The 15,395-nt window shown below is 58.6% G+C and carries 12 protein-coding genes; 6 read left to right on the forward strand and 6 right to left on the reverse strand.

Annotated elements, in window-relative coordinates:
* Positions 1–61 precede the first annotated feature (61 nt).
* From CKW31_RS01480 to hutG, 3 genes are all read left to right on the forward strand, one after another.
* Positions 62–1,462: an amino acid permease gene (locus tag CKW31_RS01480; RefSeq protein ID WP_095092582.1), complete on the forward strand. Its 1,401-nt coding sequence runs from the start codon at positions 62–64 to the stop codon at positions 1,460–1,462.
* A gap of 15 nt (positions 1,463–1,477) precedes the next feature.
* Positions 1,478–2,686 (forward strand): imidazolonepropionase, encoded by a 1,209-nt coding sequence (hutI, locus tag CKW31_RS01485; protein WP_095092584.1) that lies wholly within the window; start codon positions 1,478–1,480, stop codon positions 2,684–2,686.
* Between the two features lie 120 nt (positions 2,687–2,806).
* Positions 2,807–3,610 (forward strand): N-formylglutamate deformylase, encoded by an 804-nt coding sequence (gene hutG, locus CKW31_RS01490; protein ID WP_095092586.1) that lies wholly within the window; start codon positions 2,807–2,809, stop codon positions 3,608–3,610.
* Positions 3,611–3,751: 141 nt separating this feature from the next.
* Here hutG and CKW31_RS01495 read toward each other — a convergent pair whose 3' ends face one another.
* On the reverse strand, positions 3,752–6,037 hold the full coding sequence (locus CKW31_RS01495; protein ID WP_095092588.1) for a heavy metal translocating P-type ATPase: 2,286 nt from the start codon (positions 6,035–6,037) through the stop codon (positions 3,752–3,754).
* Between the two features lie 83 nt (positions 6,038–6,120).
* On the opposite strand from CKW31_RS01495, the gene cadR reads away from it, so the two are divergent.
* The gene (cadR, locus tag CKW31_RS01500; protein WP_095092590.1) at positions 6,121–6,567 is read left to right on the forward strand and encodes a Cd(II)/Pb(II)-responsive transcriptional regulator; all 447 of its coding nucleotides are present in this window, start codon (positions 6,121–6,123) and stop codon (positions 6,565–6,567) included.
* 137 nt (positions 6,568–6,704) lie between these two features.
* On the opposite strand, the gene CKW31_RS01505 is transcribed toward cadR, so the two are convergent.
* Together CKW31_RS01505 and lgt are read right to left on the reverse strand one after the other, a co-directional pair.
* Positions 6,705–7,676 carry a thymidylate synthase gene (locus CKW31_RS01505; protein ID WP_095092592.1) on the reverse strand — a complete coding sequence of 324 codons (972 nt, stop codon included), beginning with the start codon at positions 7,674–7,676 and terminating at the stop codon, positions 6,705–6,707.
* A 51-nt stretch (positions 7,677–7,727) separates the two neighbouring features.
* Entirely contained in the window at positions 7,728–8,540 is an 813-nt protein-coding gene (gene lgt / locus CKW31_RS01510; protein WP_095092594.1) for a prolipoprotein diacylglyceryl transferase, read from the reverse strand.
* Positions 8,541–8,742: 202 nt separating this feature from the next.
* On the opposite strand from lgt, the gene CKW31_RS01515 reads away from it, so the two are divergent.
* Positions 8,743–9,489 (forward strand): NRDE family protein, encoded by a 747-nt coding sequence (locus tag CKW31_RS01515; protein ID WP_095092596.1) that lies wholly within the window; start codon positions 8,743–8,745, stop codon positions 9,487–9,489.
* Between the two features lie 1,643 nt (positions 9,490–11,132).
* Here the strand turns inward: CKW31_RS01515 and ptsP are convergent.
* Entirely contained in the window at positions 11,133–13,412 is a 2,280-nt protein-coding gene (ptsP, locus tag CKW31_RS01520; protein ID WP_095092597.1) for a phosphoenolpyruvate--protein phosphotransferase, read from the reverse strand.
* A gap of 21 nt (positions 13,413–13,433) precedes the next feature.
* Positions 13,434–13,913: an RNA pyrophosphohydrolase gene (locus tag CKW31_RS01525; protein WP_027898512.1), complete on the reverse strand. Its 480-nt coding sequence runs from the start codon at positions 13,911–13,913 to the stop codon at positions 13,434–13,436.
* Between the two features lie 142 nt (positions 13,914–14,055).
* On the opposite strand from CKW31_RS01525, the gene CKW31_RS01530 reads away from it, so the two are divergent.
* Positions 14,056–14,712, forward strand: coding sequence for an HAD family phosphatase (locus CKW31_RS01530; protein ID WP_095092599.1), 657 nt, complete (start codon positions 14,056–14,058; stop codon positions 14,710–14,712).
* A gap of 161 nt (positions 14,713–14,873) precedes the next feature.
* Here CKW31_RS01530 and CKW31_RS01535 read toward each other — a convergent pair whose 3' ends face one another.
* Positions 14,874–15,302, reverse strand: coding sequence for a DUF2269 domain-containing protein (locus tag CKW31_RS01535; protein WP_095092600.1), 429 nt, complete (start codon positions 15,300–15,302; stop codon positions 14,874–14,876).
* Between the last annotated feature and the right edge of the window lie 93 nt (positions 15,303–15,395).

Raw genomic sequence — 15,395 nt, forward strand, 5'->3', positions numbered from 1 at the left:
AGGTATCCTTGCGCGCCTGAGTACCTGGCAGTTCGCTGGAAAGAAACTGGATTGGATTGAAATGACGTCACAGCAAGGTTTGAAACGCGGGCTTTCGGCCCGGCACATTCGCTTCATGGCGCTGGGGTCAGCCATCGGCACGGGCCTGTTTTACGGCTCGGCTTCGGCGATCCAGATGGCAGGCCCGGCCGTTTTGCTGGCCTACCTGATCGGCGGTGCAGCGGTGTTCATGGTCATGCGCGCCCTGGGTGAAATGGCCGTTCACAACCCGGTCTCCGGCTCGTTCGGCGAGTACGCCAGCACGTATCTGGGCCCAATGGCGGGCTTCGTGCTCGGCTGGACCTATGCCTTTGAGATGATCATTGTCTGCATCGCTGACGTCACCGCGTTCGGGATTTACATGGGTTTCTGGTTCCCGGAAGTCCCCCGCTGGATATGGGTACTGGGCATCGTCTTCCTGATCGGCGCGCTCAACCTGTGCAACGTCAAAGTCTTCGGCGAGACCGAGTTCTGGCTGTCACTGCTCAAAGTCGGCGCCATTGTCGCAATGATCGTCGCCGGGCTTGGCTTGCTGCTGTTCGGGGTCAACCTGTCGGGCAGTGGCGAGACGGTTTCCAGTATCAGCAACCTGTGGAGCCATGGCGGGTTCATGCCCAATGGCATCGGCGGTTTGATCGCCTGCTTTGCGGTGGTGATGTTCGCCTTCGGCGGTATCGAAATCATCGGTATCACGGCGGGCGAAGCCAAGGACCCGCAACGCACCATCCCGCAGGCTATCAACTCGGTACCGCTGCGCATTCTGCTGTTCTACGTCCTCACCTTGTTCGTCCTGATGTCGCTGTTCCCGTGGTCGCAGATCACCAAGGCAAACAGCCCGTTCGTGCAGATCTTCTCCAGCCTCGGCCTGCCATGGGCGGCTGCGCTGCTAAACGTTGTGGTGATTTCAGCAGCGGTGTCGGCGATCAACAGTGACGTATTCGGCGCTGGCCGCATCATGTACGGCCTGGCGCAACAGGGTCAGGCACCGGCGGCGTTTTCGCAACTGTCCAGACAGGGCGTGCCGTGGATGACCGTGCTGGTGATGGGCGTCGCGCTGTTGCTTGGTGTTTGGCTGAATTACCGAATCCCGGAAAACGTGTTCATGGTCATCGCCTCGATTGCGACCTTCGCCACCGTTTGGGTCTGGCTGATGATCCTGCTGACCCAAGTCGCCATGCGCCGCAAGATGAGCCGCGAAGACGCAGCGCAGCTGAAATTCCCGGTGCCGTTCTGGCCCTACGCACCCGCCGCAGCCATCGTCTTCATGCTGTTTATCTTCGGCGTGCTGGGTTATTTCCCGGACAACCGTATCGCGCTGATCGTTGGCGCAGGCTGGGTTGTGCTGTTGATCGCGGCCTACCACATTTGGGGCAAGCCGGGCTCGGCAAAACGCCCTGAACATTCCCCTCCCACCCACCGGTAACCTCGGAGACTGGACATGAAAACGCTCTGGAAACACTGTCACGTAGCAAGCATGGCTCAAGGCAAATACTCGATCGTCGAAGATGCCGCCATCGTGACCTCTGGAGCGTTGATCGAGTGGATCGGGCCTCAATCGGCTCTCGTTGAAACCGCTTACGACAGTGTCATCGACTTGAACGGCGCGTGGGTCACGCCGGGGCTGATCGACTGCCACACTCATACGGTGTTCGGCGGCAACCGCAGCGGCGAATTCGAGCAGCGCCTGCAAGGTGTGAGTTATGCCGAAATCGCCGCGGCCGGTGGCGGCATTGCGAGCACCGTGCGCGCGACTCGCGCCGCCAGTGAAGACGAGCTGTACGCCAGCGCCGAGCGCCGTCTGCGGCATTTGCTCAAGGACGGCGTGACCACGGTGGAAATGAAGTCCGGTTACGGCCTGGACCTGGCCAGCGAGCGCAAGCTGCTGCGGGTTATCCGCCGACTGGGCAACACGCTGCCGGTGACAGTGCGCAGCACGTGTCTGGCTGCCCATGCATTACCGCCTGAATACGCCAACCGGGCTGACGACTACATCAATCACATCTGTAGCGAAATGCTGCCCGCACTGGCCGAGGAGGGTTTGGTCGATGCGGTGGATGCGTTCTGTGAGTACCTGGCGTTCTCCCCGGCGCAAGTCGAGCAGGTTTTCATCACTGCCGGGCAGTTGGGCTTGCCGGTAAAACTGCATGCCGAGCAGCTTTCGCCGTTGGCAGGTTCAAGCCTGGCGGCGCGCTACCAAGCCTTGTCGGCGGATCATCTGGAATTCATGACCGAGGCCGATGCCGTCGCCATGGCCGCGGCTGGAACCGTCGCGGTGCTGCTGCCGGGCGCTTATTACTTCCTGCGCGAAACTCAATTGCCGCCGATGGACGCGCTGCGCAAACACGGGGTCGACATCGCGATTGCCAGCGACCTAAACCCCGGCACATCGCCCGCACTTTCATTGCGTTTGATGCTTAACATGGCGTGCACGCTGTTTCGCATGACACCCGAAGAAGCCCTCGCCGGGGTCACGATCAACGCTGCGAAAGCCCTCGGCCTGGGCGAAACCCATGGTTCGCTGGAGGTCGGCAAAGTCGCAGACTTCGTGGCCTGGAACATCGAACGTCCTGCTGATCTGGCGTATTGGCTGGGTGGCGATCTGGACAAACGCATCGTCCGTCACGGTGTTGAATCAATGAACCTGTAGGAGCTCACGAGCAACGCGAGGCAGCGATGGCGGTGTGTCAGGCAAACCGCCATCGCTGCCTCGCGTTGCTCGTGAGCTCCTACAGGAATGGGTTCAATATATGGTTAACAGGAGAGATTCATGGACAACGTTCTGAAGTTTTCCCGCGGTCGGGTGCCGCTGCTGATCAGCATGCCCCACGCCGGGTTACGTCTGACGCCTGCAGTCGAGGCGGGGCTGGTGGATGAAGCCCTGAGCCTGCCAGATACTGATTGGCACATCCCGCAGCTCTACGACTTCGCTGCAGAGCTGGGTGCCAGCACCTTGGCCGCCGAGTATTCGCGTTTTGTGATCGACCTGAATCGCCCCTCGGATGACAAACCGCTATATGCCGGGGCAACGACCGGATTGTTCCCATCGATCCTGTTCGACGGCGTGCCGCTATTCAAAGACGGTCTGGCACCGAGCGCTGAAGAGCGGGCGACTTATCTGGAGCAGATCTGGATGCCGTATCACCAGACGCTTGAGCAAGAGCTTGCACGCCTGAGAGATGAATTCGGCTACGCGCTGCTGTTCGATGCCCACTCGATTCGCGGACATATCCCACACCTGTTTGAAGGCCGCTTGCCGGACTTCAACCTGGGCACCTTCAACGGCGCAAGCTGCGATGAGCAACTGGCCAAACGACTAGAAGCCACCTGCGCTGCCGCGGGCGATTACAGCCATGTGCTGAACGGACGCTTCAAAGGCGGACACATCACCCGCCACTACGGCGACCCGGCCAACAACATCCATGCCGTGCAACTGGAGCTTGTGCAGGCGACCTACATGGACGAATTCGTGCCGTTCCACTACCGGCCGGATCTGGCCGAGCCGACGCGGGTGGTGTTGAGGCAGTTGGTTGAAGAGATGATTGAGTGGGGACAGGAAAAATTTGGCAGGTAATACATTCACCGGTAGGAGCGAACTTGTTCGCGAGACGGTCCGCCTGACACACCGCCTCGCCAACAAGTTGCCTCCTACCGTAACGCGGCAGCCAACCTTGGCATCTTCAGGATCATCCACCATCCGGTAGGAGCGAACTCATTACTTTTTAAGCAACCGTAACCCGTTGAACACCACCAACAGACTCACACCCATATCCGCGAACACAGCCATCCACATCGTCGCCACGCCCGCAAAGGTCATCGCCAGGAAGATCGCTTTGATAAACAAGGCGAGGAAGATGTTCTGTTTCAATACCGCCGACGTCCGACGCGACAGTTGGATAAACGCCGGAATCTTGCGCAGATCGTCGTCCATCAAGGCGACATCCGCCGTTTCAATCGCAGTATCGGTACCCGCTGCCGCCATGGCGAAGCCAATCTCGGAGCGTGCCAGCGCGGGTGCGTCGTTGATGCCGTCGCCGACCATGCCGACCCGATGCCCTTTGGCATACAGCGCTTCGATAGCCTCCAGTTTGTCGCTTGGCATCAGGTTGCCCTGAGCCGAATCGATACCCACCTGCGCAGCGATCGCCTTGGCGGTGTGCGGGTTGTCACCGGTAAGCATCAGGGTTTTGACGCCCAGTTCATGCAGTTGCTGGATCGCTTCGCGGCTGCTCTCCTTGACCGTATCGGCCACTGCAAACAACGCCAGCGGGCCAGATTTGTCCAGCAGCAGCACGACACTTTTACCTTGCTGTTCCAGCGCATCCAGTTGTGCCTCCAACTGGGGTGAGCAAAGGCCCAGCTCTTCCACCAAACGGTGGTTGCCCAAATGGTAAAGCTCGCCATTGATCTCGCCGCGCACGCCGCGTCCAGCCAACGCTTCGAACGCGCTGACTTCATGGGCATTAACGTCTTGCTCGGCTGCCTTGGCAATTGCCTGGGAAACCGGGTGATCAGAGCGCCGCGCCAGACTCGCCGCCACACCCGGAACCCGATCCGCAGCGGTTGACTCAAGCAACAGGAAATCGGTCTGCACCGGCTTTCCGTGGGTGATCGTGCCGGTCTTGTCCAGAGCCAGGTAATCAAGCTTATGGCCCATTTCCAGGTACACGCCGCCCTTGATCAGGATGCCTCTGCGCGCCGCAGCCGCCAGCCCGCTGACAATGGTCACCGGAGTGGAAATGACCAATGCACAAGGGCAAGCCACCACCAGCAGCACAAGCGCGCGGTAGATCCAGTCGAACCAGGCTGCGCCCATGAACAGCGGCGGGATGATTGCGACGCCGAGCGCGAAGATGAATACCGCCGGGGTATAAATGCGCGAGAAGGTATCGACGAAACGCTGAGTCGGTGCCCGCGAACCTTGGGCCGCCTCAACCGCATGAATGATCCGCGCCAGCGTCGAGTTATTGGCCGCAGCCGTCACGCGATACTCCAGCGAACCGGACTGGTTAATGGTCCCGGCAAAGACTTTATCGCCAATGGTTTTCTCGACCGGCAGGCTTTCACCGGTAATCGGCGCCTGATCAATCGTGGAGTTACCGGATACCACCTCACCATCCAGTGCGACGCGCTCACCCGGTTTAACCCGGACAATGGCGCCCAACTCGATGTTTTTGGCTTCCAGTTCCAACCACTGACCATCCGCCTGTTTCACGGTGGCCAGTTCCGGCGTGAGCTGCATCAAGCCGCTGATAGCGTTGCGGGCGCGGTCCAGGGACTTGGCTTCAATCAGCTCGGCGACGGTGAACAGGAACATCACCATCGCTGCTTCTGGCCATTGCCCGATCAACACGGCACCGGTCACAGCGATGCTCATCAACGCGTTGATGTTCAGGTTGAGGTTCTTGAGTGCGATCCAGCCTTTTTTATAAGTGCCCAAACCGCCGCTGAGGATGGAAACCAGCGCCACGATGGCCACAACCCAATCCGACGCGAATGAGCCGAAGTGGATGACTTCAGCGGCCAGCGCAGTCACGCCGGACAGCGCCAACGGCCACCAGGCTTTTTTCACCACCGGGGCAGGCGCTGCCTCTGCGCCCTCTTCAATCGGTTCGGCCTGCATGCCTAACGAAGCGATAGCGTCCCGAATCGGATCGGTAGACGGCAGTTCGTGCCAGACGCCGAGCATGCGATTGATCAGGTTGAATTCAAGTTTCTGCACGCCGGCCAGTTTGCCCAGCTTGTTCTGGATGAGCGTCTGCTCCGTAGGGCAATCCATCTGCTCGATACGGAATGTGCTCAGTTGCGCGCCCGATGCCGGGGCATCGCTGAACGTGACCACCGCAGGCGCGACTTTCGACGAGCAGCAACTGCCGTGACCTTGTTCGACCTTACCGTGATCATGCTGGGAATGGTCATGGCTTTGATGATCGTGGCTTTCATGGTCATGCTTGTCGTGATCGTGATCGTGCTTGTCGTGAACAGGGGTCAACTGGCTCATGGTCCGGTCCTTTATCGTGCTTGTTGCCAAGTGAACACCCTGTAGCCACTATAGGGTCAAGCACTAAAACAGGAACGACGACGATGAAGATTGGCGAGCTGGCAAAACTGACTGATGCCCAGGTGGAAACCATCCGTTATTACGAGCGCGAAGGCCTGCTCCCGGCACCTGCCCGCAGCGACGGCAACTATCGGTTGTACACCCAGGCCCATGTGGAGCGGCTGACCTTCATTCGCAATTGCCGCAGCCTGGACATGACCCTTGAGGAAATACGCAGCCTGCTCAACTTGCGTGACAGCCCGCAAGACCAGTGCATGAGTGTCAATGCGCTGATTGATGAACACATCCAGCACGTCAATGACCGCATCGCCAGCCTGCAAGCCTTGCAGACTCAGCTACTGGACCTGCGCCAACGCTGCAGCGACGGTGCACCGGATCATTGCGGGATTCTGGATCGACTGGAAGTCAGCGGCAGCGTGGTGACCGCTGATGTAGAGCACTCCCATGTGGGCAGGAGTCATGGGCATTGAGGCGATCGAACGGCCTCGCACATTCCCTGTGGGAGCGGTGCTTGCCCGCGATGCAGATTACTCGGTATGTCTGATGCACCGAGGCGCCTGAATCGCGGGCAAGCACCGCTCCCACATAAAAGCATCAAAGCAATGTTCTAAACCGCCATCGGCGCGGTCATTGCCGGGTGGTGTTCATAACCTTCCAGCGAGAAGTCTGAAGGCTCGATCTGCTCCAGCCATTCCGGTTGATACACACCGGTCTTGGCAAACTCCGGCACGCGGTCGGAAATCACCAGTTTCGGCATCGGATACGGCTCGCGCTTGAGCTGTTCGTTGAGCATGTCCAGGTGGTTTTCGTAGACATGGGCATCGCCGATGAAATACGTGAACCAACGCGGCGTGTAGCCCGTCAGACGGCCGATCAGGCTCAGTAGCGCAGCACCCTCGGTCAGGTTGAACGGCGTGCCCAGGCCCAGATCGTTGGAGCGGATGTACAGCGTCAGGGAGATCTCTTTGGTCTCCTGATTCGGGTGGAACTGATACAGCAGGTGGCATGGCGGCAACGCCATTTCATCCAGCTGAGCGCAGTTCCAGCCGTGGAACAGAATACGGCGGCTGCCCGGATCCTTGATGATGGTGTCGACGCACTGACGAATCTGATCGATGGCCTTATACAGCACCACGTAAGGCTGACCGTCTTCCTCTGATTGAGCGATCTGCTGATAGCCCTGGCTTAGCGCCAGTTCGATGGCTTTCGGGTTGCTCAGGTCAATGCGCTTGTAAGCAGGCCACTTGCGCCATTGCACGCCATAGATTTCGCCCAGATCGTCTTCGCCCTTGCGGAACGGATTATCCAGCCATTGGGCGTTTTCGTTGGCGTTCTGGTCCCAGACTTTGCAGCCCAGTTCGCGAAACTCAGCCGCGTTGTTCACGCCACGCAGGAAGCCCACCATTTCGCCGATGGCCGACTTGAAGGCCATACGCCGGGTGGTAATTGCCGGGAAGCCTTCCTTGAGGTCGTAACGCAGCATGGCGCCGGGAAAACTGATGGTTTTCACACCGGTGCGGTTGGCCTGCAACGTGCCGTTCTTGATGACGTGGGCGACCAGATCCAGATATTGCTTCATAAATTACCTGCTTCGTGAATCCGCCGGGCAGCCTCGCCCGACGTTTCGGTGTTAGACCGCCGCGTTCTTGCCAGCGGGCGCGCGATTGTAGGCCAGCCAGATCAGCACGATACCGGCGATGATCATCGGCAGGCTGAGAATCTGCCCCATGGTGACCCAGCCCCATGCCAGATAACCCAGTTGCGCGTCGGGCATCCGCACGAATTCGACCAGGAACCGGAACAGCCCGTAAAACAGGGCGAACATGCCGGAAATAGCCATCGTTGGACGGGGTTTGCGAGAAAAGAGATAGAGAATCAGGAACAGCGCCACACCTTCGAGTGCGAATTGATACAACTGCGAAGGATGACGTGGCAATTGCGCCGGATCGCTGAAGGGCGGGAAGACCATTGCCCATGGCAAATCCGTCGGTTTGCCCCACAACTCGGCGTTGATGAAGTTGCCGATACGACCCGCACCCAACCCAATCGGCACCATGGGCGCAACAAAATCCATGAGTTCGAAGAACGACTTGCCATTGCGTCGGCCGAACCACCATGCCGCGATCATGACCCCGACGAAACCGCCGTGGAACGCCATGCCGCCCTTCCAGACTTCGAAGATCAACAGTGGATTGGCGATGTACGCGGGCAGGTCGTAGAACAACACATAACCCAATCGCCCACCGACGATCACGCCCATGGCCAGCCAGAAAATCATGTCGGAGAGCTTTTCCTTGGTCCAGGTCGGATCAAAGCTGTTCAACCGCCGCGATGCCAGCAGCCACGCGCCGCCAATCCCGACCAGGTACATCAAACCGTACCAGTGAATTTGCAGCGGGCCGATGGCTACCGCCACCGGGTCAATCTGCGGGTAAGGCAGCATTGCAACTCCTTAAATGGGAACGCTCTTGCGAGCACTTAACCAGACACACTAAAGCAGGAAACATAAACCCGTGCTGAACAGCTATTGGCCGGGCATGACGAAAAGAGACCGGCATGTTACCGGAGCCCGGCCCGTCGCTCTAGCGGCGCGCGATGGATGCAAGCTTCATGTGTGAGTAAAGTGGCTGAAAAAGGAGTACTGCATGTGTCTCATCGCTTTCGCCTGGCGCCCTTCTCACGCCCGGCCGCTGATCGTCGCGGCCAATCGTGACGAGTTCTACGCACGCCCGACTCAACCTCTCGCGCAGTGGGCAGACGCACCACAGGTCTACGCCGGGCGGGACCTCGAAGCAGGCGGAACCTGGCTAGGGATTACCGCAGACGGGCGTTTTGCCGCGCTGACCAATATTCGCAACCCGAGCTTGCCACTGGGGCATCGGTCACGAGGCGAACTGGCTGCTCAATTTTTGACCAGTGATATTCCGGTCGAAGATTATCTTGCCGAGGTAGCCAACAGATCGGATGAATACGGCGGTTTCAATCTGCTGGTGGGTGATCGTCAGCAGTTGTACTACCTCAACAGCTCCAACCCTGAACCGCGTTGGCTCGATGAGGGTGTTTATGGTCTCTCCAACGCAGGACTGGATACGCCATGGCCAAAGGTCAAGAAAGCCAGAGCTGCACTGAGCACCCAACTTGATGATCCAGATCCACTGGCGCTCATGGCCTTGTTAAGCGACCCGACCACCGCTCCGACCGCTGAGCTGCCTGATACGGGCGTCAGTTTGGAGACCGAAAAACTGCTGTCGAGCCTGTTCATCGCCAGCCCAAATTACGGCACCCGCGCCAGCACGGTGCTGATCGTCAATGCTGACGGCAGCCGGCACTTCGTTGAACACAGTTTCGGGCCTTATGGCGGGAGATTGGGTGAGGTGGAGTTGAGGCTTTAGATCCTGTGGGAGATTCTGGGGTTACCCGCAGCCCGACGTGGTACCGGCTTTAGCCGGGAAGGCGGTATTTCTGACGATGAAGATGTACTGAATGTACTGGCCTCTTCCCGGCTAAAGCCGGTCCCACGTCATCAGTGAATCCTGTGGGAGCTGGGCTTGGTCTGGGCGGCATTCCGACGATCAGTGATCTATAAGGTAAACCGCGGTGTCTGCATCGCGGGCAAGCCCGGCTCCCACAAGAGATCGCATTTCAATACAAGAACTAATGCACTCACTGCTCTCCGCTTGATTTTATGTTTGCCCGCAGGCCGACGTGGGACCGGCTTTAGCCGGGAAGGCGGTATTTCTGACGATGAAGGTGTACTGAATGTACTGGCCTCTTCCCGGCTAAAGCCGGTCCCACGTCATCAGTGAATCCTGTGGGAGCCGGGCTTGGTCTGGGCGGCATTCTGACGATCAGTGATCTATAAGGTAGACCGCGGTGTCTGCATCGCGGGCAAGCCCGGCTCCCACAAGAGATCGCATTTCAATCCAAGAACTAATGCACTCACTGCTCTCCGCTTGATTCTATGTTTGCCCGCAGCCCGACGTGGTACCGGCTTTAGCCGGGAAGGCGGTATTTCTGACGATGAAGATGTACTGAATGTACTGGCCTCTTCCCGGCTAAAGCCGGTCCCACGTCATCAGTGAATCCTGTGGGAGCTGGGATTGGTCTGGGCGGCATTCCGACGATCAGTGATCTATAAGGTAGACCGCGGTGTCTGCATCGCGGGCAAGCCCGGCTCCCACAAGAGATCGCATTTCAATACAAGAACTAATGCACTCACTGCTCTCCGCTTGATTTTATGTTTGCCCGCAGGCCGACGTGGGACCGGCTTTAGCCGGGAAGGCGGTATTTCTGACGATGAAGGTGTACTGAATGTACTGGCCTCTTCCCGGCTAAAGCCGGTCCCACGTCATCAGTGAATCCTGTGGGAGCCGGGCTTGGTCTGGGCGGCATTCTGACGATCAGTGATCTATAAGGTAGACCGCGGTGTCTGCATCGCGGGCAAGCCCGGCTCCCACAAGAGATCGCATTTCAATCCAAGAACTAATGCACTCACTGCTCTCCGCTTGATTCTATGTTTGCCCGCAGCCCGACGTGGTACCGGCTTTAGCCGGGAAGGCGGTATTTCTGACGATGAAGATGTACTGAATGTACTGGCCTCTTCCCGGCTAAAGCCGGTCCCACGTCATCAGTGAATCCTGTGGGAGCTGGGATTGGTCTGGGCGGCATTCCGACGATCAGTGATCTATAAGGTAGACCGCGGTGTCTGCATCGCGGGCAAGCCCGGCTCCCACAGGGGAAAAGGATTTCAGGCTAAGAACTAATGCGCTCACTGCTCTCCGCTTGATTTTATGTTTGCCCGCAGCCCGACGTGGGACCGGCTTTAGCCGGGAAGGCGGTATTTCTGACGATGAAGATGTACTGAATGTACTGGCCTCTTCCCGGCTAAAGCCGGTCCCACGTCATCAGTGAATCCTGTGGGAGCTGGGATTAGTCTGGGCGGCATTCCGACGATCAGTGATCTATAAGGTAGACCGCGGTGTCTGCATCGCGGGCAAGCCCGGCTCCCACAAGAGATCGCATTTCAATCCAAGAATTAATGCCCTTTCACAGACCCCGGATTGATCATCCGTGACAGCCCCAGGTTCTTCAGCGCCAGTTGCAGCGAGCTGCTGATCACTTGCGGGTTGTCGTTGGTCATCAACTGCGCCAGCAATTCCTTGGCCTTGCTCAGGTGGATCTGACGCAGCATCCATTTCACTTTCGGCAGGTTGGTGGAGTTCATCGAAAGGCTGTCGAAGCCCATCGCCATCAACAACACCGCAGCGGCAGGGTCGCCAGCCATTTCGCCGCAGATACTGACCGGCTTGCCTTCGGCATGAGCATCGCGAACCACGTTTTGCAACGCTTGCAGCACGGCCGGGTGCAGGTAGTCGTATAGATCGGCAACCCTTGGGTTGTTGCGATCCACCGCCAGCAGATACTGGGTCAAGTCGTTGGAACCCACCGACAGAAAGTCCACCTGACGCGCCAGATCGCGGGTCTGATAAACCGCAGCGGGTACTTCGATCATCACGCCTACAGGCGGCATCGGCACATCGGTACCTTCGTCGCGTACCTCGCCCCAAGCCCGGTGAATCAAGTGCAGCGCTTCTTCCACTTCGTGGGTACTGGAGATCATCGGCAGCAGAATCCGCAGGTTGTTCAGGCCTTCACTGGCCTTGAGCATCGCACGGGTCTGCACCAGGAAGATCTCCGGGTGGTCGAGGGTGACGCGAATACCGCGCCAGCCCAGAAACGGGTTCTCTTCCTTGATCGGGAAATAAGACAGGGCTTTGTCACCGCCGATGTCCAGGCTGCGCATGGTGACCGGCAGCGGGTGAAAGGCCGCCAGTTGCTCGCGATAGATCGCCAGCTGTTCTTTCTCGCTCGGAAAGCGCTGTTGAATCATGAAAGGTACTTCAGTGCGATACAGACCTACACCTTCAGCGCCGCGCTGCTGAGCGCGAGCCACGTCAGCCAGCAAGCCGGTGTTGACCCACAGCGGCATACGATGGCCGTCCAGCGTGACGCAAGGCAGCTCGCGCAATGCGTCCAGCCCTTGGGACAGCTGACGCTCTTCTTCAACGACCTTGGCGAACTGCTTGCGCATGGCATCGCTGGGGTTGGTGAAGACTTCACCGTGGTAGCCGTCGACGATCAGCTCAATGCCATCTACCTTGGAATAAGGCAGGTCGACCACCCCCATGACCGTGGGAATACCCATGGCTCGGGCCAGGATCGCTACGTGGGAGTTGCCGGAGCCAAGTACCGAAATCAGACCAGCCAGCTTGCCTTCCGGAACTTCGCCCAGCATGGCAGCCGTCAGCTCTTCACTGACAAGGATCGTGTTGTCCGGATACACCAGCGTCTGTTGCCGCGCCTCTTGCAAGTATGCGAGCAAGCGACGGCCCAGGTCTTTGACGTCCGAGGCACGCTCGCGCAGGTAGGCATCGTCCATCAATTCGAAACGTTTGACGTGCTCGTTGACCACCGAGCGCAGTGCGCCCTGCGCCCATTGGCCAGTCTTGATGACGTTGGTCACTTCGCTGCCCAGCGAGGCGTCGTCGAGCATCATCAGGTAAACATCGAACAAGGCGCGCTCTTCAGGGCGCAGCTGGTTGGCAAGCTTGGCAGATAATGCGCGCATGTCGCTGCGCACGCCTTCAAGGGCGGTCTGGAACAGGGCCAGCTCGGCTTTGATGTCTGTGACCGTCTTGTCCGGGACCACTTCGAGGTCCGCAGGTGGCAACATGACCACCGCAACGCCCACGGCGGCCCCCGGAGAACCGGCAACACCGACGAATTTCGCTTCCTGAATCCCCTTGCCCTGACGCCCCAGACCGCGGATCGAGCCAGTGGCTTCAGCGTGGGCGATAACCCCGGCAAGCTGCGCGCTCATGGTTACGAGGAACGCCTCTTCACCCTCGTCGAACTGGCGGCGCTCCTTTTGCTGGATAACCAGTACACCCACCACACGACGATGGTGAATGATCGGCGCGCCGAGGAACGACGCATAACGTTCCTCGCCAGTCTCGGCAAAGTAGCGATAGCGCGGGTGATCAGCGGCGTTTTCGAGGTTCAGCGGTTCTTCACGGGTACCCACGAGGCCAACCAGGCCTTCGTTCGGCGCCATGCTGACTTTGCCGATGGAGCGCTTGTTCAGGCCCTCGGTAGCCATCAGCACAAAGCGGTTACTTTCGGGGTCGAGCAAATAGACCGAGCAGACTTGGCTGCCCATGGCCTCTTTGACGCGTAACACAATAATCCCCAACGCCGCCTTGAGATCCTTGGCGGAGTTAACTTCCTGGACGATCTTGCGCAGCGTATTGAGCATGGCTCGGGGTCGAACTCCGTGTCAGTCGCGCGACAAAAGGCGCGGGGCAAGCTCTTTGAGTGCGCGTCGATACACCTCGCGCTTGAATGTCACCACCTGACCCAGCGGATACCAATAGCTGACCCATCGCCAGCCATCGAACTCCGGCTTCCCGGTCAAATCCATCCGCACCCGCTGCTCGTTGGAGACCAGGCGCAGGAGAAACCATTTTTGCTTCTGGCCGATGCACAGCGGTTGGCTGTGCGTCCTGACCAGTCGTTGCGGCAAACGATAGCGCAACCAACCCCGAGTGCAGGCAAGAATTTGCACATCCTCAGGTTCAAGCCCGACTTCTTCGTTCAACTCACGATAAAGCGCGTCTTCCGGCGTCTCCTGAGGGTTGATACCACCCTGTGGAAACTGCCAGGCATCTTGGTTGATTCGCCGAGCCCATAGGACCTGGCCGGAGTCGTTTGTCAGAATTATCCCGACATTAGGACGGAAACCATCGGGGTCGATCACGGCAACAACCTCGCAAACGCATGTCACCGCATTGTTCCACAAAGCCGATCAAAGCAGCAACGAGGCTTAGCAGGTTATGTGAAGAGTTGTGAAAACCTCGTATTCTGGTGCTCTTTTTTCAGCAATTTCAGCGAGTAACCGCATGCGCCTGGCTTTATTCGACCTCGACAACACGCTTCTGGGTGGCGACAGCGACCACGCCTGGGGTGATTACCTGTGCGAACGCGGCATCCTGGATACCGCCACCTACAAAACCCGCAACGATGAGTTTTATCAGGATTACCTGGCCGGGACTCTGAACCTGACCGACTACCTGAACTTCTCACTGGAAATCCTCGGCAGCACCGAGATGGCCCAGCTAGACGCGTGGCATCGTGATTTCATGCGTGATTGCATCGAACCCATCATCCTGCCGAAGGCGCTGGAACTGATCGCCAAACATCGCGCAGCAGGCGACAAACTGGTCGTCATTACCGCCACCAATCGCTTTGTCACCGGACCAATCGTCGAGCGCCTGGGTATCGAGACGCTATTGGCCACCGAGTGCGAAATGGTCGACGGGCGCTACACCGGACGCACCACCGATGTGCCGTGCTTCCGCGAAGGCAAAGTGACACGACTGAACCGTTGGCTGGAAGAAAACCAGTTGAGCCTGGAAGACAGCTACTTCTACAGCGATTCTCTGAATGATCTGCCGCTGCTGGAAAAGGTTGCCAACCCGGTAGCCGTAGACCCGGACCCGAAATTGCGCGCAGAAGCTGAAAGCCGCGGCTGGCCGGTGATTACGCTGCGCGGATGACTCCAGCGAAATACGATCGCACTGTGGAATACTGCCCCTGTGGGAGCGGTGCTTGCCCGCGATAAGGACACCGCAGTTCTGCAGGTGGATCACCTAAACCGTATCGCGGGCAAGCACCGCTCCCACAAGGAGATTGCATCCAGGTTAGCTAATCTTTAGCCTCAAACCGGCTTCGCGCCCATCAACCCAGCAATGGCGATGAAACAGACGGCCGCAAAGATCGCCAACGCCAGGGTGAACTTCAAACCACCCCTGACTGGATCAATTCGCAACTTGTTCAGACGCGCCACCAGCCAGAGCCAGCTCAACGCGCCTAAGGTGTAGAGCACGCTGCTCGCCAATATCCAGGTTTGCCCCAACGGCCAGCCAACAAGGTGCGCCAGCCACCAACCGGTGATCGGCATGGTCAGCAGGCACAACCCCATCAGGATCCAGGCGAACAGCCGGGGACGTAGCAACAAGCGGGTGTGATTGGTGGTAAACCCTGCCCTGCGGCCTTTGATCAGCCAGATAGTCAGACCGAGGGCGCTAAGCAAAAACAGCACCGTCGCCGAGATGTGCAAGGTTTTCAGGGCGGTGAGATGGTCCATGTTCTATAAGCTCCGCAGGTGAATCGGTAGGAGCGAACGTGTTCGCGAGATGATGCATCTGAGTACGCAGGCCTGCCGCCTCGCGAACAAGTT

The organism is Pseudomonas sp. Irchel 3A5, assembly GCF_900187575.1.
GTDB lineage: Bacteria > Pseudomonadota > Gammaproteobacteria > Pseudomonadales > Pseudomonadaceae > Aquipseudomonas > Aquipseudomonas folii.